The organism is Synechococcus sp. WC101, from assembly GCF_047461555.1.
GTDB lineage: Bacteria > Cyanobacteriota > Cyanobacteriia > Thermostichales > Thermostichaceae > Thermostichus.
In genome coordinates this window covers 1-21,144 of sequence record NZ_JANSHG010000010.1, presented here as the reverse complement: position 1 = coordinate 21,144, position 21,144 = coordinate 1, and the positions used below count along the sequence as shown (strand labels likewise).

At 63.2% G+C, this 21,144-nt stretch carries 18 protein-coding genes and 1 pseudogene; 11 read left to right on the top strand and 8 right to left on the bottom strand.

What is annotated here, in order from left to right:
- Window positions 1-9: 9 nt before the first annotated feature.
- The 3 genes from NW809_RS01420 to NW809_RS01410 are packed head-to-tail and all read left to right on the top strand — an operon-like array spanning window position 10 to window position 4,701.
- Window positions 10-2,439, top strand: a complete 2,430-nt coding sequence (locus tag NW809_RS01420; RefSeq protein WP_414401377.1) for a TonB-dependent hemoglobin/transferrin/lactoferrin family receptor — start codon at window positions 10-12, stop codon at window positions 2,437-2,439.
- Window positions 2,440-2,479: 40 nt separating this feature from the next.
- Window positions 2,480-3,799: an energy transducer TonB gene (locus tag NW809_RS01415; RefSeq protein WP_011430844.1), complete on the top strand. Its 1,320-nt coding sequence runs from the start codon at window positions 2,480-2,482 to the stop codon at window positions 3,797-3,799.
- Window positions 3,800-3,828: 29 nt separating this feature from the next.
- Window positions 3,829-4,701: an ABC transporter substrate-binding protein gene (locus NW809_RS01410; protein ID WP_099813017.1), complete on the top strand. Its 873-nt coding sequence runs from the start codon at window positions 3,829-3,831 to the stop codon at window positions 4,699-4,701.
- 54 nt (window positions 4,702-4,755) lie between these two features.
- Here NW809_RS01410 and NW809_RS01405 read toward each other — a convergent pair whose 3' ends face one another.
- The gene (locus NW809_RS01405) at window positions 4,756-5,148 is read right to left on the bottom strand and encodes a hypothetical protein (protein ID WP_414401376.1); all 393 of its coding nucleotides are present in this window, start codon (window positions 5,146-5,148) and stop codon (window positions 4,756-4,758) included.
- Window positions 5,149-5,226: 78 nt separating this feature from the next.
- Here NW809_RS01405 and rppA point away from each other — a divergent pair, with 78 nt between their 5' ends.
- The 4 genes from rppA (at window position 5,227) to recF (ending at window position 9,421) form a co-directional block, all read left to right on the top strand.
- Window positions 5,227-5,916, top strand: a complete 690-nt coding sequence (gene rppA, locus NW809_RS01400) for a two-component system response regulator RppA (protein WP_414389613.1) — start codon at window positions 5,227-5,229, stop codon at window positions 5,914-5,916.
- Between the two features lie 21 nt (window positions 5,917-5,937).
- Window positions 5,938-7,392: a sensor histidine kinase gene (locus NW809_RS01395; protein WP_414401375.1), complete on the top strand. Its 1,455-nt coding sequence runs from the start codon at window positions 5,938-5,940 to the stop codon at window positions 7,390-7,392.
- A 90-nt stretch (window positions 7,393-7,482) separates the two neighbouring features.
- Complete coding sequence (locus NW809_RS01390) at window positions 7,483-8,175, top strand: DNA-binding protein (protein ID WP_099813019.1); 693 nt, start codon at window positions 7,483-7,485, stop codon at window positions 8,173-8,175.
- A gap of 103 nt (window positions 8,176-8,278) precedes the next feature.
- On the top strand, window positions 8,279-9,421 hold the full coding sequence (recF, locus tag NW809_RS01385; protein ID WP_011430838.1) for a DNA replication/repair protein RecF: 1,143 nt from the start codon (window positions 8,279-8,281) through the stop codon (window positions 9,419-9,421).
- Between the two features lie 61 nt (window positions 9,422-9,482).
- On the opposite strand, the gene NW809_RS01380 is transcribed toward recF, so the two are convergent.
- Window positions 9,483-11,033 (bottom strand): YifB family Mg chelatase-like AAA ATPase, encoded by a 1,551-nt coding sequence (locus NW809_RS01380; protein ID WP_011430837.1) that lies wholly within the window; start codon window positions 11,031-11,033, stop codon window positions 9,483-9,485.
- A 208-nt stretch (window positions 11,034-11,241) separates the two neighbouring features.
- Here NW809_RS01380 and NW809_RS01375 point away from each other — a divergent pair, with 208 nt between their 5' ends.
- Window positions 11,242-13,116: a peptidase M3 gene (locus tag NW809_RS01375; protein ID WP_099813020.1), complete on the top strand. Its 1,875-nt coding sequence runs from the start codon at window positions 11,242-11,244 to the stop codon at window positions 13,114-13,116.
- Window positions 13,117-13,237: 121 nt separating this feature from the next.
- On the opposite strand, the gene NW809_RS01370 is transcribed toward NW809_RS01375, so the two are convergent.
- The gene (locus NW809_RS01370; protein ID WP_011430835.1) at window positions 13,238-13,675 is read right to left on the bottom strand and encodes a hypothetical protein; all 438 of its coding nucleotides are present in this window, start codon (window positions 13,673-13,675) and stop codon (window positions 13,238-13,240) included.
- A 178-nt stretch (window positions 13,676-13,853) separates the two neighbouring features.
- On the opposite strand from NW809_RS01370, the gene NW809_RS01365 reads away from it, so the two are divergent.
- Window positions 13,854-14,381 carry an adenine phosphoribosyltransferase gene (locus tag NW809_RS01365; protein ID WP_011430834.1) on the top strand — a complete coding sequence of 176 codons (528 nt, stop codon included), beginning with the start codon at window positions 13,854-13,856 and terminating at the stop codon, window positions 14,379-14,381.
- A 12-nt stretch (window positions 14,382-14,393) separates the two neighbouring features.
- On the opposite strand, the gene NW809_RS01360 is transcribed toward NW809_RS01365, so the two are convergent.
- The 3 genes from NW809_RS01360 to glyA are packed head-to-tail and all read right to left on the bottom strand — an operon-like array spanning window position 14,394 to window position 17,478.
- The gene (locus NW809_RS01360) at window positions 14,394-15,017 is read right to left on the bottom strand and encodes a hypothetical protein (RefSeq protein WP_011430833.1); all 624 of its coding nucleotides are present in this window, start codon (window positions 15,015-15,017) and stop codon (window positions 14,394-14,396) included.
- Between the two features lie 7 nt (window positions 15,018-15,024).
- On the bottom strand, window positions 15,025-16,128 hold the full coding sequence (locus tag NW809_RS01355; protein WP_240527843.1) for a glycosyltransferase family 4 protein: 1,104 nt from the start codon (window positions 16,126-16,128) through the stop codon (window positions 15,025-15,027).
- A 24-nt stretch (window positions 16,129-16,152) separates the two neighbouring features.
- Window positions 16,153-17,478, bottom strand: coding sequence for a serine hydroxymethyltransferase (glyA, locus tag NW809_RS01350; RefSeq protein ID WP_414401374.1), 1,326 nt, complete (start codon window positions 17,476-17,478; stop codon window positions 16,153-16,155).
- A gap of 233 nt (window positions 17,479-17,711) precedes the next feature.
- On the opposite strand from glyA, the gene psaM reads away from it, so the two are divergent.
- Window positions 17,712-17,804 carry a photosystem I reaction center subunit XII gene (gene psaM, locus NW809_RS01345; RefSeq protein WP_041438450.1) on the top strand — a complete coding sequence of 31 codons (93 nt, stop codon included), beginning with the start codon at window positions 17,712-17,714 and terminating at the stop codon, window positions 17,802-17,804.
- Window positions 17,805-17,963: 159 nt separating this feature from the next.
- A complete protein-coding gene (gene recG / locus NW809_RS01340; RefSeq protein WP_414401381.1) occupies window positions 17,964-20,387 on the top strand; it encodes an ATP-dependent DNA helicase RecG in 2,424 nt (807 codons plus the stop codon).
- Window positions 20,388-20,401: 14 nt separating this feature from the next.
- Here recG and NW809_RS01335 read toward each other — a convergent pair whose 3' ends face one another.
- Together NW809_RS01335 and NW809_RS01330 are read right to left on the bottom strand one after the other, a co-directional pair.
- Window positions 20,402-20,977, bottom strand: coding sequence for an RNA-guided endonuclease InsQ/TnpB family protein (locus NW809_RS01335; RefSeq protein WP_414401380.1), 576 nt, complete (start codon window positions 20,975-20,977; stop codon window positions 20,402-20,404).
- Window positions 20,978-20,989: 12 nt separating this feature from the next.
- A pseudogene (locus tag NW809_RS01330) lies at window positions 20,990-21,144 on the bottom strand (IS630 family transposase); the annotation flags it as partial.

Sequence of the window (21,144 nt, the reverse complement as noted above, 5' to 3'; positions counted from 1 at the left end):
TGAGAGGTTATGCGCGTGAACGGTCGTTGGTGGCGGGTGGTGAGTTTGGGGTTGAGTTTGGGAGTGGGCTGGGGATCCCTGTCCCAGGCTCAGCCCAATGCCCGGATCCCTGATTCGACAACTCCGCCGCTGTTGGCCCAGGCCACTCCTGCGCCGACCACCTTGCAAGAGCAGATTAGGGAGCTGGAGGCGCAAATAGAGGCTGCTCGCCGGCGGGGGGATCAGGCAGAGGTGGAGCGGCTACAGGCCGAACTTCGGGCTCTCCAGCAGGAAGGCACGCCGATCTTTAACCTGCAACAGGTCACCGTAACCGGTACTCGCACCGAGCGCACCTTGGCCGACTCACCCGCCAGCATTACCGTCATCGACCGGGAGCGGTTGCGGCGGGAGCTGGTTCAAAACATTCAGGATCTGGTGCGCTACGAGCCGGGGGTAAGCGTGCGGCGCAGCGTTCGCTACGGCCTGCAGGACTTCAACATCCGCGGCCTCGACGCCAACCGGGTGTTGATCCAGGTGGATGGGATCCGCCAGCCGGAGCGATTTTCCTTCGGCCCCTTCACCATTGGCCGGGATACCTTTGAGCTGGAGACCCTGAAAACTGTAGAAATTATCCGCGGCCCCGCCTCCACCCTCTACGGCAGCGACGCGCTGGGGGGTGTGGTGACCTACACCACCCTGGATCCAGCCGATCTGCTGGGGGAACGGGACATCCATGTGGGCCTGTCCAGCCAGTACGACAGCAAAAACCAAGGGTACGTCAACACCCTTAGCTTGGCGGGTCGGCAGGATAACTTAGAGGCCCTGCTCATCTACACTCGCCGCGACGCCAGAGAGCCGGATATTAAAGCGGATCCCAGTTTCAAGGATCGGCAAACGGTGGAGGGAGACAATGTTCTGGCCAAGCTGGTCTATCGCTTCAGTCCCTTTGACAGCCTCACCCTGACGGCGGAATACTTCAACAACCGCACCACCACCACCTTTTCGCCCCGCAACCTGGATCCCAGCATCCGCTTTTTCAGGGAGACCATTGAGACCGAGCGCAGCCGCCTCAGCTTGGAATATCGCTACGCCAACCCCGATACCCCCGCTTTTGAGCTGGCCACCGTCCAGATCTACTACCAGCCGGCCCGCACCCAGGAGCCCAGCGTGGAAGAACGCACCCTCACGGTACAAGGTCGGCCCGTGCCTGTGCGTCGGGATACCTTCAACGAGCTGGTCAGCAACATTCTGGGAGCCAGCGTACAGGCCCAGAGCCGCTTCCAAACCGGGGATCTCTCCCACCGCTTGGTGTATGGAATGGAGATCTCCACCACCCGCAACGAACGTCCCCGCAACCGCTTCCAAACCAACCTGCTGACCGGGGCAGTCACCCAAAACATCCCCCCGGACACTTTTCCCACCAAAGATTTTCCCGACTCCGATACCGTGCGCTTTGGGCTGTATTTGCAAGATGAGATCGACTTTGGGGGCGGCAACTTTACCCTCATCCCCGGCATCCGCTACGACACCTACCGCCTCACCCCCAGCCCTGACGAAGCCTTCTTGAAAAGTGGGGCAGAAGCCGCCAGCCTGTTTGCCGATGCCATTTCTCCCAAGGTGGGCCTGGTGTGGAGGATTAATCCCAACCTCACCTTTACGGCCCAGTACAACACCGGTTTTCGGGCCCCTCAGTACAACGAAATCAACAGCGGCTTCACCAACCTGGTCAGCCCCTTCTTCCGCTACCGCACCCTTTCCAATCCCAACTTGCGACCGGAAACCAGCCAAGGCTTTGAAGTGGGGTTGCGGGGGATCTACCCCCAGGCCAGCTTTAGCTTGGCCGCCTACTACAACACCTACAACGACTTTATCGAGGCTTTCCGGGCGGTGGGATCCGAGCCTTCACCCCCCGGCCCGCCAGGGAGCCCGCCACCTCCACCGGTGACTCTCTTTCAGAGCCAGAACGTCAGTCGGGCCCGCATCTATGGTGTAGAAGCCACCGGGCAGTACTTCTTCAGCCCCGATTTGACCGGCTGGAGCCTCAATGGCAGCTTTGCCTGGGCGGTGGGGGATAACCTCACCGAAAACAAACCCCTCCTTTCCATTGAGCCACTGACGGCAGTACTGGGACTGCACTACGACGATCCCAGCCAGATCTGGGGAGCCAGGTTGGTGGCCACGCTGGTGGCGGATCCGCGGGATCCGCAGCGGGAGGTGGTGCAAACCAACCCCAACGCTCCCCCGCAGATTCCCTTTGTGCCCAGCGGCTATACGGTGGTGGATCTGCTGGGCTACTACAACCTGGACGACAACTGGCAGCTCAATTTCGGGGTGTTCAACCTCTTCGACGAGAAGTATTTTCTCTACTCCGAGACCCGCACCCTCTTTGTCGGCCCTGAGGTGGAGCGGCGGGCCCAGCCGGGGCGCCATGTGGCCCTCAGCTTCTCCAGCCGCTTCTAGGACTCCCCGCCAGCCGTGCCCATCGAGATAGCCCCGAGCCATGCTCGCCGAACCCCCCACTCACACCAACCGGGGATCCGCTTCTTCGGGGAGGGGATCCCACCCTCGGCTTTTGTGGCGCCTGCAGATGGGGTATTGGCAGCAGGCAGGCATGGCCTACGGGGTGGGTCTGGCCTGGCTGGAGCTGGGGCTGTGGGCAATGGGGCGGCGCCAAAGATCTGGAGGACTGCGTTGGATCGGCTGGGGGGAGAAGCTACTTAGGGAGGCGCTGCTGGCGGGCTATTGCTCCCTTGCCCTCTCAGTTGCCTGCGCCTCGCTGGAGGATCTCCCTGAGTTGCCTGGGCAAAGTCGGGAGCCCCGCCCGCTGCGCTGGGAGACTTTGCTCTCGCTGCTTCTGCATCTGCTGGGGCTGCTGGGATGGGTTGGGTGGGGATTTCGACCTCTGCTGGAGCCCGAAGTGCGGATCCCGGTCACGCTGTGGCTGGAGGATCCGCTGCCGCCGCAGCTTGCGGCAGAGGCAGATTCGGCCTTGCCCAAGCCGGCAGGGGAGCCGAGCGACCCGGCCCCGGAATCACCTCCCGCGGATAACCCACCCCCACCGGCTCCTGCGCCTCAGGAGAGAGTAGAGACCACGGCCGTTCCCAAGTCTGAGCTGGCTTTGCAAACGCCGCCCCCCACCCCTACGCCTGTTCCCACAGCAAAGCCGGAGCCGACCCCTCCACCCACGCCGATGGCCGCACCAACCCCTCCTCCGCCCTCCCCAACACCGACGGTCACCCCCTCACCACAGCAGCCCCCTCCAACTCCGGTGGCTACCCCCACGGCTGCACCTGTGGCCGACAGGCCGCCCCCCGTGGCTGCTACGAGCGCTCCCATTCCCCGCTTCACCCCCCTCATCCAAGGGATCCGTTCGGGTGGCGGGGGCACTGCTTCCCCCGGCGGGAGCGAGGGATCTGGATCCAGCGCTCCTGGGACGGGTGGCCTCGGTGGATCCCAAGCGCAGGGTTCTGCGCCGACAGCGGCAGAAGGGGCCGGGGAGGCATCCTCCCCCACCTCCTCGCCCGCAGCAGTGGCTGCCAGGCCGGACATCCTGGCCCGCCCCATCCCGGGGCGCAACCCGCCGCCGCAGTACCCTCCCCAAGCCCGCCGCCTCAACCAGCAGGGGCAAGTGCTGTTGCGGGTCAAGGTGGATGCCCAAGGGCAGGTGCAGCAGGTGGAAATTGTCTCTTCCAGCGGCTTCCCGGCCCTGGACAGGGCCGCACAAGAGGCGGTGCAACGCTGGCAATTTAGCCCCGCCTTGAGGAACAACACCCCGATTGAGTCGTGGGTAACGGTGCCGATTCAGTTCACCCTCAATTGACTGTTTTGGAACTGTTTTGGAGATCGTCCATGCCGTCTTGTCTTTCTCGCCGTCAACTCCTTGTCTTGGGCCTGGCCAGCCTGGGGGTTTGGGGAATGGGTCGCTTGGCCCGCGCCCAAAGCCAGATCCCGCCAGCTCCGGTTCGGCGAGTGGCCAGCCTCACCACCTTGACAGCCGATATTCTCTATCGCCTGGCTCCGGACAAGCTGGTGGGGATCCCGTCCGGGCGCTTGTTGGAGGCGGATCCCCGCTTTCAGGGCATAACTCGGCTGGGGCTGGGCAACCAACCTAACCTGGAGCAAATCGTGGCCCTGCAACCGGACTGGGTGGTGGGGGCCAGTGGCTTTCACACGGCTTTGGCAGAACGATTGCAGGCATTGGGGATCCCCACCTATCTCACGCAGGTGGACAGTTGGGCTGCCCTGGAAGCAACCATCGCCACTCTGGCTGCTGCCTTGGGGGCGGATCCGGATCCCTTGCTGCGGGAGTACGGATCGCTTTTGCCCCAGGAGCTGCCCCCAGTTCGCCCCAAAACCCTGCTTTTGGTGGGCACCCAGCCGATTCTCTCTCCCAACCGGCAAAGCTGGGCCGGGGATCTGCTGGAGCGCTTTGGCGCCGATAACCTGACGGCTGCCCTGCAAAGCCAAGGGCAATTTCGCGGCTATGTCACCCTTGCGGCAGAGCGCATCCTGGAAGCCAACCCCGAGGTTTTGTTGGTGGTCAACCCGGAGGCGGCGGATCCCTTGGCCTTTTTCCGTTCCCGCCCCTTTTGGAATCAACTGCAAGCTGTTCAAACCCAGAGGGTCTATGGATTTGACTACTACGGCTTGGTCAACCCCGGCACCCTGGAGAAGATTAGAGCGGCCTGCGAGCAGTTGGCCCGGATTTTTTCGGAGGGCTGACCCAAGGGAACGCGGGAGATAGCCTTCCTGTTTGAAATATCTTGAAATATCTTTCTAGTCCAAGCTGTAGCGGGTGAGGCGCTGCACCTGGTCGGGGGTGAGGCCCAGCTCTTGGGCAATCTGGGCGGCCACCCGATCCGGATCCAGCTCCGGAAATTCAAATTCCAGCTTGCGCAAATGGGGATTGGTGGTCGTCACCTCCACCTTGGTGTAGCCGCGGCGGCGGCGGATCTCCGCTTGGATGGAGAGAATATCCAGAGTTAGAATGGCCTGCTGCTGGCTGCGAATGGCCAAAGGCTGGACCTGCGGGCGGGGACGGCTCAGCACTTGGCCGGTCACCCATTCTCCGCCCACCCCAAACAGGATCCCGGCCAGGGGCAAGGCCAGCCAGAAGTCGGCCCCCAGGCTGGGCTCACGTGACTGAAGAAGCTTGAACGGGTTGGCCATGGTTTGAGGGATCCGGGAGATGGCTTTTCTCCGCCATCCTAGCCTGGCAGAGTGGGATCGGTGGGTAGCAAGCGGGACATGCGAATTTTGTTGGTGGAAGACGACCTGGAGCAGTTGGAGCCTTTGCAGGCTGCTCTGGCCAAGTGCGGCCATGTGGTGGACTGCGCCAGCGAAGGGGAGACGGCTGCCTGGCTGATGGAGGAGAAAGCCTATGATCTCCTCATCTTGGATTGGATGCTGCCGGGGATCAGCGGGATCCAACTCTGTCAGCAGTACCGCCGCTCGGGGGGATGCGCACCGGTGCTGATGTTAACCGCCAAGGATGCCACGTCGGACATCGTACAGGGGTTGGATGCGGGGGCAGACGACTACCTGGTCAAGCCGGTGGATCTGATAGAGCTGCTGGCGCGGGTGCGGGCGTTGGGGCGCCGTTCCCCCCAATGGCAAGGCGACAGCCTCAGCCTCGGATCCCTGCAGTTGCACCTGGCCAGCCTCACCCTGGAGCGGCAGGGGCGGCAAGTGCAGCTTTCGGGCAAAGAGTTTCAGTTGATGGAGTACCTGATGCGCCACCCCCACCAGGTGCTCAGTCGGGGCCAGATCGAGCAGGCGGTGTGGGAGTGGGGCTGTGAGCCGGAAAGCAATGCCGTGGCGGCGCTGGTGCGGCGGTTGCGGTTACGGTTAAAGGAGGTGGAGGCCCAGGATTGGCTGGAGTCGGTGTACGGCCAGGGGTACCGGCTGCGCATCCCCTCCCCGGAAGCAGACCCATAGAAGCAGTTCCCTAGAGGTGGCATGGAGGCCAAAAGAGCCGGGCCAAAGCATTCTCTCCCGCGGCTGGGCTGGGACTGGGTTTCTCTGAGGCCAACTTTTCAGCAGCACCTGAGCCAGAAGGCCGCGACAAAAAAGGCGGAATTGTTTCAGCACAGCCGCCGTCGCTTGGCCCGCAGCTTTGCCGGTGTGATGGGCGGGATCCTGCTGGTGTTTGCCGCCGTCTTCTACCGCTTGGAAGTGGAGAACCAGTTGCAGGCTTTTGACGAGGAGCTGCAGGTTCAGGCCGGGATCATGGCGGCAGCCATTAAGTACGAGCTGCGCCAGGGGCAGTGGCGGTTGGTGTTGAACGAGGTGCCCTTTTTGGGGGGGAAAACCCAACCCCTCGACCATCACTTGGCCTATGTGCGCTGGTTCGATCCTGCTCCCGGCACCGGAAGGGAAAGCTTGGGATCCCTGCGCCAATACACGGGATCCCCTCCCCCTCTGAAGTGGTTTGCCTTAGATAGCCCTCCCCACCACCTGTCTTTGGGGTTTGAGACGGTAGCGGCGGAAGAGGGCAGGCTGCTGCGCCAGCTCACCCTACCGGTGCAACAGGGGGATCAGATCCTGGGCTACTTGCAACTGGCGGTGCCGCTGGAGCCGCTGCAACTGAGCTTGGGCCGTCTGCGCTGGGGGTTGGGGATCGGGATCCCGCTGACGCTGGCGTTGATCGGCGGGGCCGGCTGGATCTTGGGGGGGCTGGCGATGCAGCCGATTCGTCGCTCCTACGAGCAGTTGCAACGCTTCACTGCCGATGCTTCCCACGAGTTGCGCGCCCCCCTGGCCGCCCTGATGAGCAATGCCCAGATGGCTCTGCTTGCCCCGGAAGAAGCGCAGCCCCGCCTAGAAAAGGTGGTGAGCAGCGCCCGCCGCCTCAGTGATTTAATCGATACGCTGCTGCAGTTGGCCCGCCAGCAGGGATCCCTGCCTTTGGAGGATCTGCCCCTGGTGGACTTGCGGGAGCTGGTGCAGGAGCTGGGCGAACAATACCGGCCCCAAGCGGAGTCCCTGGGGCTGCGCTGGCAATGCGACCTGCCGGGGCCTGCCGGGAAATGGTTGGTGCGGGGGGAGGCGGCCCTGCTGCGGCAGGCGGTGGAAAACCTGCTGCGCAATGCCCTGCAGTACACCCCCGCCGGCGGCACGGTGCAGGTGAGCCTGGAAAGCCGGCCTCCCTGGGTTAGCATCCACGTGAAGGATACAGGCATCGGCATCCCTCCTGAGCACCTGCCCCACCTGTGCGAGCGGTTTTACCGGGTGGACACGGCCCGCGCCCGCCATACGGGGGGATTTGGGCTGGGCCTGGCCTTGGTCCACCAGATCGTTACCGCCCATCGGGGATCCCTGCGGGTGGCCAGCCGGGTGGGGGAGGGGTCGGTGTTTACGGTGGAGCTGCCCTTGTCATCTTCACGTCATTTTCTTTCGCCATTCTCAAGATAAGCCGCAAGGGAAAGCCCCCAGAACTCCGCCCAAAGAGCGCGAACGGGCCAACCCCAAACCGGCTTGTCCTGTCGATTGGAGTTTGTAACCATGACGATGCGTGCTTCCTTCACCCGTACCCTCGGCTGTTCCCTACCGATTTTGGTGCTCCTCACTCCCCTGGTGCTGGGATCCCCGGCGCAAGCCCAGCGGGGCCGGCCCTCGGCTCCTGGAACTGCAGCCCCCGTGCCAATGCAGCCGAGTTGGCAGAGCCCGCGGGAGCTGGAGCGAGTCAACCACGACCTGGCCAAAGCGCAGCGGGACCTGGCGGAAGCCAGCTTCTTCGCCCAGCGGGGATCCTCTCCGGAAGCGGCCCGTCTTCTGGAGCTGAGCCGCCAGAGCTTTGCCGAGGCCCAGAAGGCTCTGCAAGGGGGGAATGTCTTTGCCGCCCGCGAGCAGGCCAAGGCGGCGGAAAACCTGGCCAAAGCCGCCAAAGCTCTGTACGAAGCGGAGCTAGGCTTTGGGGGCCCTCCTGGCCGTTCCTTCTTCGAAGCCCCCCTCCGCGCCCAAGAGTCCCTCAGCCGGTTGCAAGCGGAGATGACCTTCGCCAACATCACCTCCGGCCCTGTAGCCGAGCTGCAGCAGCAAGCCCAACAGTTGTTGGGCAGGGTCAATGCCGATCCCGCTAGCTACACCTTCGCCGACTACAGCCGCAGCAAAGCCGCCTTCCACTCGGCCCGCGCCGCCTTGCACCTGTTGGCGGCTGAGCGCCTGAGCGGTCTGGGATCCCTGAGCAGCTTCTGAGTGGGTCTGCTGACCCCGAGGCAGTTGCGTTAGAGTAAAAGCCCCCGCCGCGGGGGCTGTTCTTCTGCCCAGAAATCCAGAGCCAAGAGCGCACGGCTGTCGAGTGTACCTGCGTTTTCTGCACCTGTGGCACTTTCGCAACTACCGGGATCAAAAGATCTCCTTCGAGGCGCCCAAGACCATCCTGGTGGGGGAGAACGCCCAGGGCAAGACCAACCTCTTGGAGGCGGTGGAGCTCTTGGCCACCCTGCGCTCGCGGCGGGCCGGTCGGGATCGGGAGTTGGTGCAGCAGGGGGCAGAGAAGGCCCGGATCGCCGCCACGGTGGAGCGGCTGGGGGTGGCCCACGAGCTGGCGATGGAGCTGCGCAGCCAAGGGGGGCGATCCCTAAGGGTTAACGGCCAGGGGCTACGGCGACAATCGGACTTTTTGGGGCAGGTGAGTGCCGTGGTGTTCTCCAGCCTGGATCTGGAGCTGGTGCGGGGAGCTCCAGAAGCGCGGCGCACCTGGCTGGACGGGGTGTTGCTTCAACTGGAGCCGGCTTACCTGGGCCTGGTGGAGCAGTATCGTCAGATCCTCAAGCAGCGCAATGCCCTCTTGAAGCAGGATCCGTTGGCTGCGGGCGACAAAGTACCTCAGATGGCCTTTTGGGACGCGCAACTGGCCACCCTTGGCAGCCGCATCCTGCGCCGCCGCGCCCGGCTGTTGCAGCGGCTAGAACCCCTGGCCGCCCGCTGGCACCAGGCCATCAGCGGCGGACGGGAGACCCTCAGCCTCACCTACCGCCCGCAGGTGCCCCTGCCGGATCCCCAGGCCGATCCCAAGGTGGTTCAAGCCCAATTTTTGGCCGCGATCCGCGCCAAGGCTGCTGCCGAACAGGCCCTGGGCACCTCTCTGGTTGGCCCCCACCGAGACGAGGTGGAGCTGGGCATCGACGGAGTTGCCGCCCGCGCCTATGGATCCCAGGGGCAGCAGCGCACCTTGGTCTTGGCCCTCAAATTGGCGGAGCTGGAACTGATCGAGCAGGTGAAGGGGGATCCGCCCCTGCTGCTGCTGGACGACGTGCTGGCAGAGCTGGATCTGCACCGCCAAAACCAGCTCTTGGAGGCGATTCAAGAACGGGTGCAGACTTTGGTTACCACCACCCACCTGGGATCCTTCGACGCCGCTTGGCTCCAAGGGGCGCAAATCCTGCAAGTGCACCAGGGGCAGATTGCTCCCTCCCCCGCCTCGCTCCCCTTGGCTTAAAGCAGGCCAATCCCATACCATACTCCCCTCTCCCTCTGGGAGAGGGGCCGGGGGTGAGGGCTCAGGGCCGCCCGCGATCCAGGCTGCGATACTGGATGGCCTCGGCGAGGTGGGTGGGGGCGATGGCCTCGGCACCCTCCAGGTCGGCGATGGTGCGGGCCACCTTGAGGATGCGGTCGCTCCCCCGCGCAGACAGGCCCAGCTTTTGGATGGCGCTCTCCAAGAGTTTGCGACAGGGCTCGGACAGGGCACACCACTGCCGCAGGTGGCGGGGTTGCATCTGGGCGTTGCAGTGGATCCCTGGCTCGTTTTGGAAGCGCTGCCGTTGGCGCTGCCGCGCCTGTTCCACCCGCTGCCGCACCGCTTGGGAAGATTCGCCGCCCTGGAGGCGGACAATTTCTTCTGGCTTGAGGCGGTTGACCCGCACCTGCAAGTCGATGCGATCCAACAGCGGCCCGGAGAGCTTGGACCAGTAGCGCTCCCGCTGCTGCGGCGTACAGGTGCAGGGCTGAACGGGATCTCCATAGAAACCGCAGGGGCAAGGGTTGGTGGAGGCCACCAGGGTGGTTTGGGCGGGAAACTCCAGAGAAACGCGGGCGCGGGAGATGGTGACCTTGCCATCTTCCAAAGGCTGGCGCAGCACCTCCAACACCTCCCGCCGGAATTCCGTCAGTTCATCCAGGTACAGGACACCGTGGTGAGCAAGGGAGATCTCGCCAGGCTTGGGGTAGGGGCCACCACCCACCAGCGCCACCGCCGAAGCCGAGTGGTGGGGAGCCCGAAAGGGCCGCTGCGTAATCAGGGGAGTCTGGCGCCCCAGGTGGAGATTTTGCCGCAACAGGCCGGCTGCCGAGTAGATGCGGGTAATTTCCAACATCTCTTCCCACTGCAGCCGCGGCAAAATGCCGGGCAGACGACGCGCCAGCATGGTCTTGCCCGCTCCCGGGCTGCCCACCAGCAACAGGTTGTGGCCGCCGGCCGCCGCGATCTCCAGGGCTCGTCGGGCGTGCTCTTGCCCCTTGACATCGGCCAAATCCAGCAGGGGTTCCGTTTCGGTGGGCAGCATCTGCTCCCGCTGGATCCGCACCGGCTCAACTCCCTGGGGGTTTTGCAGCCAGCTCACCACTGCCGCCAAAGAGGGCAGCCCATACACCTGGATCCCTTGCACCAGCGCCCCTTCCGGGCCGTTTTCTCGGGGCACCACCAGGCGGCGGATCCCCATCTCGGCGGCGCTGGCGGCGATGGGCAAAACTCCCGCCACAGGACGCAGGGTGCCATCCAGGGCCAATTCCCCCAGCAGCAGGGTGTTGGCCAGCGCTTCCCGCTCAACTACTCCTGCGGCTGCCAGGATGCCGATGGCAATGGGCAGATCGAAGCTGGGGCCCTCTTTGCGCAGATCGGCGGGGGCCAAGTTGACGATGATCCGCCGCTGGGGCAGGGCAAAGCCGGAGTTCTTGATGGCCGCCCGTACCCGCTCTTTGGCCTCCTGAACGGCTGTATCGGGCAGCCCCACCAGGGTAATCTGGGGCAAGCCACCGCCCACATCCACCTCTACCGTGACCCCCACGGCCTTGAGTCCCACCAGGGCAGCAGCAGTGACCTGAGCAAACACCCCAGTTGCCTCCCCGAGGAAAGTCTTTAGCTTAATCCTGGCAGAAGTTTTGGCCTCTGCCCTGGCCAGGGATCCCTGCGCTCTGGCTGCAGGGGCTTGGGGAGAATGTCACAATCGTTTCAGGCTTTCCCTGCCCCTCAAAAGGGGGCACTCCCCTCAGCCGACAAGGCAATGGAGGGAGGGCCCTCATCGCTAGGAGGCTATCCCAGTGGTCTTTCCTACTTCCGACCCTCCCTTTGACCATTTTTCTGGCCCCGGGGAAGAGCCCATCCCAGCGTGGGATGAGCTGGAAGAGCAGGTACAGCAGTTTGCCCGCTGCTACCGAGGGCAAGTGGCCCAGCTCAGCCCACCAGAGCTGGGAAAGGCGCTGCAAGTCTTGTTGCAGCTAACACAAGCCCTGGCAGCTCACCTTGCAGAGGGCAGGGAAGGGATCCCGGCTACCCCTGTTCAGGCCCCAAGCTGGCGGGATCTGGAACGGGCTATCTCCCTGCAAAGCCACTTGCTCTTTTTCCCCCTGGAGCTGCAGTCCCTGTTGGCTGTCTCTCCCGACGAGCCTGCCGCCGAGTTGCCGCCCGAGCCAGAGGAGCGGCGCTTGGATCTTTTGGCTGCTGCCTGTGCCGATCCAGGGCTGCGCCCCTTTCGCCAGTTTCTGTGTGGCCTCCTCCAGCAGCGAGGTCACCAGCAGGCGGAGCCTCTGGAACGTCTACTCCACCAGCAGCGCCTGGCCGGACGCTTGGCCTGGCGGCAGTTGTGGCAAGTCACCCTTAGCTCCCCCGCTCTCCCCCAACAGCAGTCGACTGAAACCCTTGCCCACCTGCAGAGCCTGCAAACCCACCCCAGCGCTGAGATCCGCTGGGCGGCCTACCAGCGGTTGGGCCAACACCTAGAAGCCCATGCAGAGCTAGGGGGATTTATTCTCAGCGTCCTCATCCGCGACCACCTCTGGGAAGCCCAGTGGCGGGGCTACGATTCTGCCGCCGAGCTTTACCTGGCTCGCCATGGCCTCGGCCAGCCCTTTTGGGAGCAGCTGCTGGACGGGATCCGCGATCGCTTCGACCTGTTCCAGCGCTACTACCGCCTAAAAAGCCGCGCCCTGGGCCGTTCCATCCGTACCTGCGACCTCTATGCGCCCTGGGGGGATCCGGCTCCTCCCCTCACCGCCGCCGAGGCTACCTCCCTGGTCTGGGCGGCCCTGCAAGAGTTCTGCCCCGACTGTGCAGCCCAGGCCAAACCCTGGTTACCGGAAATCCGCTCCAACTTGGAAGCACCCGCCGGCAAGCCAGAGACGCCATCGTTAGGGGGTGAACCCCTCGCCTTGCTGCTGCAAGCCCTTGAAGCCCTCAGCCGGCGGCTCCGGCCTGAGGGGCCTCGGGTTTGGCTGGATCTGGAGGAGCTGCAAGGAACTGTCCAGCCCTCCTGGGAAATTCGGGTGCACACCGCGTTTTTACAGCAGATGCTGCTCGACTACCTGCTGGAGGGGGCGCGGGGCACGCCGGCGCCACCTCGTCTCCGCGATCGGGGAAGCGGGCCGGAGGCCTTGCGCTCCGGCAGCCTTACCTTGGCCCAGGCCCTGTTGATTCACCACCTGGAGGCGCAGTTGCAAGCCGTGTTCTACCAGAGCTTGATTGCGCGGCTGGAGCTGCTCCTCTACCGGTCGGAGATCTCGCAAGGCGACACCGCTCCACTGGCCCCATCCGAGGCTGGCCCTACCTACTGGGTCGGCGAAGAGTGGCTGAAGCTGAGCCAGGAGCTGTGCGGCGATGCGGTGGAGCTGTTGCCGGAAGAGCAGTTCCGCTGGGTGGGGATGCCGGAGCTGTTTCTGCGCCCCTTCAGCGCCCCTCAGGTCAGCCTGGCCAGCCTGGTTGCCCTGGCCTGTTACCGCCAGTATCATCTGTCTCCGCGGACCTTTTTGCCCAGCTACCTGAATTGGCTGGCCAGCCCGCCCGGATCCCTAAGCTGGGCAGAATCGGCCCAGCTGCTCCAGGTGGAGCTAAGCGACCCAGAGGCAGTGTTGCAGGGGTTGGAGGAACTGGAGCATTGGATCGAGGTGCTGGAAGAGCTGCTGGAAGAGGATCAAAACTAGGGGACTGCGGCCAGCTGACCTTTGGCGTAGCGAGAAGGAGACAGCCGCGCCATCAACTGCCACGGCCGCAAGCGCGGCTCCGTCACTGAGGTGCTGGTCTTGTCAAAATAGCTGGCCCTGGCTACTCAATCACCACATTCTTGGGCGCGCCGTTCACCTCGGGGCGCCCCTGGTTGAAATTGGCCAAAAAGGTATCCGGATCCTTGAGGCTGAAGACCAGCTTTTTGCAGGGTACTTGCAGCCCCAGCGGCCCCAGCAGAGGGATGAAGAGGGTCTTTTCCTGCAGCAGCGGAATGGCAACCACCCCCTGGGTGCTGGTTACCGCGCCCACCAACCCCTGGAAATCGGTGCGCACACCCAGGCCGTAGAACCAGGGCCAGGAGAAGCGCTCCCCTCGTCCCAACTCGCTTAGAGAAAAGGTTTCGTTGAACAAGTTGCCCACCCGCACCATTAACTTGTCCTGCAGCAGATCGACGTATGCCGACTCGCTGCCCACCCCAAACAGAGCCAGCGGCAAACTTGCCAGGGGATTGGAGTCGATGGCCATGTAGTAGCGCATGAGAAATCTCCGAGTCACAAACAGAAAGACCAGGTAAGCCGCGGCTCCCAGCCCTGCTAATTATAAAAAATCTTCCCCGCTGCCGAACGGACAAAAAGGCATTCCATCTGCCCTTAAGCTAAGTGGGTATGATGGGTTGCGTTCTTTCGGCAAGCCACTGGCCAGCGAGGAAAACAGGATGGATTTGCGCGCCTTCATCCGCTTGGTGCCCGATTTTCCCAAACCCGGGATCCTCTTTCGCGACATAACCCCCCTGCTGCGGGATCCAGCAGGCTTTCGGGCGGCAATTGAACAGTTGGCTGCCGGTACTGCCACTATGGGATCCCTGGACTATGTGGTGGGCATTGAGTCGCGGGGGTTTATTCTGGGGGCTGCTTTGGCTCAGCATTTGGGGTTGGGATTTGTCCCGGTTCGCAAACCCGGCAAGTTGCCACCGCCGGTGCTTAGCCAAAGCTATAGTCTAGAGTACGGCCAAGACCAGCTGCAACTTCATGCCCACGCCCTGCGCCCCGGCGACCGGGTGGTGATCGTGGATGATGTCATCGCCACCGGGGGCACTGCTGCCGCCACCGCTCAGTTGGTGGCCCAGAGCGGCGCTGAGGTGGGAGGGTTTGCCTTTCTAATTGAGCTGGCTTTCTTGTCGGGCCGCAAGCTCCTGCCCCCTGAGATCCCCACCCATGTGGTGATGGTGGACGAATCCAACTAGGGGATCCACACCTCACCGCAGGCGCAGCGGCTGGCGGACGGCCACCTCTGTTGCTTTGGCTTTGGGCAGGGGTTGGGTCAAGTGGCTGAGCTGAGCCTGGGCCTGCAGCTGCTCCTCAATCCAGTCGGCCAGCTCCCGCATGTAGAGGGCCACATGGAGGGCGTGGTCGCGCCGCACTGGCTCCACCCCCTTTTCGGCGAGGCGGGCCAGGATAACCGGATCGCTGAGCTCTTCCAGGGCAGCAAAGTCCTCTGGCCGGTCAAACCCCAGCTCTGCCATCTTCTCAAACACATACCCCAGCCGCAGGCCCGTGGCCTGGCACCGGGCTTGCCAGGGATCCCTCAGGACAAAGGCAGCGGTGCGATAGGCTGTTTGGGCAATGGTGCGCCAAGTGCCGCGGTGGATGTGTAGGCTAAGCTGCTGCTGATTCCAGCCCAGGGCTTCTCGCACCAGCAGGCCGCAATTGCAGCGGGTACTATCCCGCCAGCAGTACTCGCGATCCCAAAAGCCCCAGTGCTGGGCCTGCAAGCGATCGGCGGTGCGGCGCAAAAGGGCCGCCAGCTCCGGTGTAGGACGCATCATCAAGGCGGCAGAGGAGATCCCTTCCAGTCTAGGCAGGCGGGCGGCTGGGAACAACCCAGGCTTAATCCTTTTTTGAATTAACTGAATCTGTTGCTTGAACCTGGGTATCTTCAGCAGCCAAAGACCGTTGCCGCTGACGGTGGCGTTGCCAGGCCCCCCAGCTTACTCCCGCCAACAGCAGCGAGGCCCCGCCCAGATAGGTACCCCCTGCCGGCAGGCCGGCCAGGGCCAAGGCCAGGGATCCCCCCCAGAGGGTCATGGCGTAGATCAAGAGTACTGAATGCCGCTGCGACAGGCCGGCTTTGAGCAGGCGATGGTGCAAGTGGCCCTTGTCGGGATGAAAGGGGGACTTGCCTCTAGCCAGCCGCTTGAGGATCACGGCAGACATATCCAAAATCGGCACGGCCAGGATAAAAAACGGCAGGGCCACCGCCAGCGTGGTTACCCCCTTGGCCACCCCAATGACCCCGATCCCGGCCAGGGTAAAGCCCAGAAAGTAGGCTCCCCCATCTCCCATGAAGATCTGGGCCGGGTTGAAGTTGTAGCGCAAAAAGCCCAGGCAGGCCCCGGCCAAGGCTGCCGCCAGCATGGCCGCCGCCGGCCGATCCAGGAGCAGCGTTACCATCAGCATCACGACTGCTGCGATCCCCGACACGCCTGCCGCCAAGCCATCCAGGCCGTCCATGAAGTTGATGGCGTTGGCCATCCCCACCAGCCACAGCAGGGTAACCAGCAGGCTCAGCCATACCGGAAAGGGCCAGATGCCGATCCCCGGTAGGTTAATGAACTCGATGCGCACCCCCACTCCCCAGGCGGCGGCAGCCACCCCAAACTGCATCGCCAGGCGGGAAAAGGGCGACAACTGGAACAGATCGTCGGCCAGGCCGATCAAAAAAAACAAAACGCCGCCAATGGTTACCCCCCAGATCTCGTACTCCTGCTCGGTGCGCAAGCCGGCGAAGGCTCCGGCTCCCCAGAGCAAGAGTAGTGCCACCAGGTTGCCAAAAAAGATAGAGACCCCCCCTAGGCGCACCATCGGCTGCCGGTGGATCTTGCGCTCATCGGGAAAATCCAACTGGCCGCTGCGGATCCCGACCGCCTTCACCACCGGGGTTGCCCAGAGAACCACACAGGCAGCAGCCAAAAAGGCAACCAAGTAAGGCATGGCAAGCCGTAGCGAGGATGGCGGTTATCCCAAGTGAGGGTAGAGCGGAAAACGGCGGCAGAGCTGAGCAACCCGCTGACGACAGTCTTCAAGAACGCCTGGATCCTCCGGTCGGAACAGGCAATCGGCAATGATCTCCCCGATTTCCTCGAATTCTGCCGGCCCTAGGCCGCGGGTGGTCAAGGCCGGGGATCCCAGGCGCAGGCCGCTGGCCACAGAGGGCGGCTGCGGGTCAAAGGGGATGGTGTTTTTGTTGGCAGTAATGTGGATCTCTTCCATCAGGCGATCCGCCCGCTTGCCTGTCATCACTGGATCAGCAGCCCCGTTTTTCTCCAGCACCGCCGAGACCGAGCGCAGATCCAGCAACACCAGGTGGTTGTCGGTGCCCCCTGAAACCAGCCGGATGCCCCGCCGCTGCAGCGTTGCCGCCAGCGCCTGGGCATTGGCAATGACCTGGGCTGAGTACTGGGCAAAGCTGGGCTGCAGGGCTTCTCCAAAGGCCACCGCCTTGCCGGCAATGACATGCTCCAAAGGCCCCCCTTGGCTGCCGGGGAACACCGCCTTGTCCAGCTTTTTGCCCAGTTCCGGGTCGCGGGTGAGGATCAGCCCGCCGCGTGGCCCCCGCAGCGTCTTGTGGGTGGTGGTGGTGACCACATCGCAGATAGGTACCGGGTTGGGGTGGTGGCCGGTGGCCACCAGGCCGGCAATGTGGGCGATATCGGCCATTAGATAGGCCCCCACCTCGTCGGCAATGGCGCGGAAAGCGGCAAAGTCAATGATCCGCGGATAGGCCGAGTAGCCGCAGATAATGAGCTTAGGCCGGTGCTGCCGGGCCAGATCCCGCACCTGGTCGAAGTCAATCCGCTCCGTCTGGGGATCCACACCATAGTGCACCACGCGGAACCACTTGCCGGAGACGTTCACTGGCGAGCCGTGGGTGAGGTGGCCGCCGTGGGCCAGATCCATGCCCATGATCGTGTCTCCCGGCTGCAGCAGGGCCAGGAAAACGGCAAAATTGGCCTGGGCGCCGGAGTGGGGCTGCACGTTGGCGTGGGCCGCTCCAAAGAGTTGCTTGGCGCGGTCGATGGCCAGTTGTTCGATCTCGTCGATAAACTCGCAGCCGCCGTAGTAGCGCTTGCCGGGCAGCCCCTCTGCATACTTGTTGGTCAGCACCGAGCCCTGGGCGGCCAGGACAGCCGGCGAGGTGAAGTTCTCGCTGGCAATCATCTCCAGGTGATCCCGCTGCCGGTTGAGCTCCTGCTGGATGAGGCGGTAGACGACGGGATCCGTTTCCGCCAAAATGGCCAGGTTGTCCCGGGGAGTGGTCAAGCTTTGCGGAGCGGCTACCATGGTGACGCCAAGAGCGAACGTTGCAAAGAAAAAGATCCAGAATTGCCCCGCTGTCGCGACAGCGTTGCGGAGCAACATCGTAACACGATTGGGGCCGGGCTGGGGGATCCCGCAGCGGCCAAACCCAGAGCCAAAGGCCGCTTTGTAAAGAATATTTTTAGGCCCCAGGTCTGGTCACCAGCCGGGGTAAAGTGAGGAGCAGGTTCACAGCACTGGGTTTTAGGGAGTTGGCTATGACCGACGCGCAAGTTTTCACCATCCTGGCCATTGCCCTGGTGCCGGCCGTGATGGCCGCGCTCCTGGGATCCGCCTTGGCCCGCAGCTAGTTTCCATCTGGAATAAGGTTGCTCTGGATCCCTGGGCCTGTCCTACAGAGCAGGCCCTTTTGAGTTGAGGCGCAGAGGCCGCGCCTGGGGCTCTTTGCCATTGGCTAAAGTTGGATTAGAGAGACTACCGGCAGCCGACCCAGAAGCAACTTGAGCCAGGTGGATCTACAGCGGCTTCAGCGCGCCCTTTCTCTAGAGGCGGAGTTGGGATTTACCGACCTGCGGGGGCGAGAGCAGACCTTCTCCCAGTTTTTGCAGAGCGTGTTTGGCCAGGATCCCCCTGCGGGTTGGACGCTGGATGGAGAGGAGCGACGGCGGTGGAAAGAACTGGGATCCCGCTATCGCCTCTACCCCCAGTTGGAGCTGGCGGAGCGGCAGCACCTGGTGGCGGAAACCCGCCGCTGGCTGGATCGGCTGCGTCGTCAGCAAGAGCAAGCCCAATCTGGCCCACCCAGCCCTGCTTTGCCCCCGCCCAAGGGCCTCAGCTTGGAGCAGCCGCTGCAATTTCTCAAGGGCATTGGCCCCAAGTCGGCGGAGAAGCTGGCACAACTGGGCCTGCACACTGTGCGCGATGCCCTCTACTACTTCCCACGGGATCACCTGGACTATTCCCGCCGGGTGCTCATCCGCCAGGCCAAGGTGGGGGAGACCGTTACCCTGGTGGGGACGGTGAAAAGCTGCAGTTGCTTTACCAGCCCCAAAAACCCCTTGCTGACCATCTTGAACCTCAAGATTGCCGACAAAAGTGGCATAGTCACCCTCAGCCGCTTCTACAGCGGGCGGCAATTTGCCCAGCGCAGTTGGCAGGCGGCCCTGGAGCGGCAGTACCCCAAGGGGGCAGTAGTGGCGGCCAGCGGCCTGGTGAAAAAGGGCCGCTTGGGCCTGACGCTGGACAACCCGCAACTGGAGGTGCTGGGGGGAGAGGGCGAGGATCCGGAGAGATTGGGCAAGATTCTACCCGTTTACCCCCTTTCAGAAGGGATCCCCGCCGATCTGGTGCGCAAGGCCGTCCAGCTCGCCCTGCCGGCAGCTGCCTTGGTGGAGGATCCCTTGCCGGAGCCCCTGAAGCGGCAGTTGCAGCTGTTGGACTTGCCCCTTGCCCTGCAGCAGATCCACTTTCCCAAGACGCAAGAGCTGCTGGCCCAGGCCCGGCGGCGGCTGGTGTTCGATGAGTTCTTCTACCTGCAACTTAGCCTCTTGCAGCGGCGGCAGCGCTACCGCGCCCGGGCCCAAGCTGTCCCCCGCTACCAGCCGGCCAGAGGAGAGCTCTTGGACCGCTTCTACCAAATCCTGCCCTTCCAGCTGACCGCTGCCCAGCAGCGGGCCATTGACGAGATCCTGGCGGATCTGCGGGATCCCTTGCCCATGAACCGCCTGCTGCAGGGGGATGTGGGATCCGGCAAAACTGTGGTGGCGGTGGCGGCCTTGCTGGCGGCGATTCAATCCGGCTGGCAGGCGGCCCTCATGGCCCCCACCGAGGTCTTGGCCGAGCAGCACTACCGCAAGCTGGTGGAGTGGCTGAGCCAACTGCAAGTGCCCGTTGAACTCTTGACCGGCTCCACCCCCCCCGCCAAGCGGCGCGAGATCCTGCGGCAGTTGCAGACCGGGGAGCTGCCCCTAGTTGTTGGTACCCATGCCCTCATCCAGCCGGCGGTGCAGTTTCGCAACCTGGGCTTGGTGGTTATCGACGAGCAGCACCGCTTTGGCGTCGAACAGCGGGCTGCCCTGCAACAGAAAGGGGATCACCCCGATGTCCTGACCATGACGGCCACCCCCATCCCCCGCACCCTTACCCTGGCCCTGCACGGGGATCTGGATGTTACCCAAATTGACGAGTTGCCCCCGGGGCGCAAGCCGGTGCATACGGTGGTGGCTCGACCCGGGGATCGCCTGCAGGTGGTGCGGCTGATGGAGCGGGAAATTGCCCAGGGACGGCAGGCCTACGTGGTGCTGCCCCTGATTGAGGAGTCGGAGAAGCTGGATCTCAAGTCAGCCATTGAAGAGCACCAGCGCCTGCAGGAGAAAGTCTTCCCCCAGTTCCGGGTGGGCCTGCTGCACGGGCGCCTGAGCAGCAGCGAGAAGGAGGCGGTTATCGAGGCCTTTCGCCGGCGGGAGCTGGATATCCTTGTCTCCACCACGGTGGTGGAGGTGGGCGTGGATGTGCCCAACGCCTCGGTGATGCTGGTAGAGCATGCCGAGCGCTTTGGCCTCTCCCAGCTCCACCAACTGCGGGGGCGGGTGGGGCGGGGATCCGACCAGGCCTACTGCATTCTAATGACGGGATCCCAAAGCGAAGAGGCCCTGCGCCGGCTAAAAGTCCTGGAGCAGTCCCACGATGGCTTTTTCATTGCCGAGATGGACCTGCGCTTCCGCGGCCCTGGGGAGGTGATGGGCACCCGCCAGTCGGGGCTGCCCGACTTTGCCCTGGCCAGCCTCATGGACGACCAAGAGGTGCTGCAGTTGGCCCGCCAGGCGGCCGAGCAGCTCATTGCCCAAGACCCGGAGCTGCAGCAGTGGCCCCGCCTGCGCCGCATACTGGAAGAACGCCAGGCCCGCCTGTTGGGGCCGGCTTTGTTGACGTGACATACTCCCGTCCCTCACCCTAAAGCGCTCCGCGCCGCTGACGCGAACGGGTAGAGGGCGGGCTTCTCGGTGACTCCTGCTACCGCATAGGACGTTTTCCGAGCTTTAAGAACAGGATGCCCCACCGCTCTGGATTTGATTACCCTTGCCGAGTTGTGGTCCCGTGACAGCCTTAGCCCACAGTAGGGGCAATCGTGCCACCTTTCGTGGAGTTTTTTGGGAACCACCTGACCACACCCGGAACACTCTTGACTTGTGCCGTTTGGATTCACTGCAATCGTTAACAGCCCAGCTCTTTCAGCCTTGACCTTAAGAATTTGCAGGAATTGTCCCCACCCGGCATCATAAATAGACTTGGCTAGTCTGGTTCTAGCCAGACCCCCAATAGTAAGCGCCTCATGAGCAATGTGCTTCCCCCTACTTAACAACTCCTTTGCCGTCTTGTAGTGAAAATCTTTGCGCTGGTTGGCTACCTTCTGGTGCACTTTGGACAACCTCTTTACCGCTTTCTTGTAGCGGTTTGACCCTTTCTTTTTCCGGGATACGGCCCTTTGCAACCGCCTCAGCTTCTTCTCCGTCCGGCGATACAGCCTGTTAAGGGCTCAAGGGGTACAATAGCAGCACTTAGCAAACCAACTTCGGAACGAGGATGGATTGATCAGTAGTAAAGAAGTCTTCATTATCTGCTCCATGCTATATTTCCCAATTCTGCAAAGCTGCCGAATAAAATGCTTCAACACCGACCACATCATCTCAA

Bases quoted from the DNA above. Each gene is read 5' to 3' on its own strand.
- NW809_RS01370 (WP_011430835.1), bottom strand. From the start codon at position 13,675: ATGCGCTACTACATGGCCATCGACTCCAATCCCCTGGCAAGTTTGCCG.
- NW809_RS01365 (WP_011430834.1), top strand. From the start codon at position 13,854: ATGGATTTGCGCGCCTTCATCCGCTTGGTGCCCGATTTTCCCAAACCC.
- NW809_RS01395 (WP_414401375.1), top strand. From the start codon at position 5,938: ATGGAGGCCAAAAGAGCCGGGCCAAAGCATTCTCTCCCGCGGCTGGGC.
- NW809_RS01405 (WP_414401376.1), bottom strand. From the start codon at position 5,148: ATGGCCAACCCGTTCAAGCTTCTTCAGTCACGTGAGCCCAGCCTGGGG.
- NW809_RS01355 (WP_240527843.1), bottom strand. From the start codon at position 16,128: ATGCCTTACTTGGTTGCCTTTTTGGCTGCTGCCTGTGTGGTTCTCTGG.
- NW809_RS01410 (WP_099813017.1), top strand. From the start codon at position 3,829: ATGCCGTCTTGTCTTTCTCGCCGTCAACTCCTTGTCTTGGGCCTGGCC.
- psaM (WP_041438450.1), top strand. From the start codon at position 17,712: ATGACCGACGCGCAAGTTTTCACCATCCTGGCCATTGCCCTGGTGCCG.
- glyA (WP_414401374.1), bottom strand. From the start codon at position 17,478: ATGGTAGCCGCTCCGCAAAGCTTGACCACTCCCCGGGACAACCTGGCC.
- NW809_RS01415 (WP_011430844.1), top strand. From the start codon at position 2,480: ATGCTCGCCGAACCCCCCACTCACACCAACCGGGGATCCGCTTCTTCG.
- NW809_RS01390 (WP_099813019.1), top strand. From the start codon at position 7,483: ATGACGATGCGTGCTTCCTTCACCCGTACCCTCGGCTGTTCCCTACCG.
- NW809_RS01420 (WP_414401377.1), top strand. From the start codon at position 10: ATGCGCGTGAACGGTCGTTGGTGGCGGGTGGTGAGTTTGGGGTTGAGT.
- rppA (WP_414389613.1), top strand. From the start codon at position 5,227: ATGCGAATTTTGTTGGTGGAAGACGACCTGGAGCAGTTGGAGCCTTTG.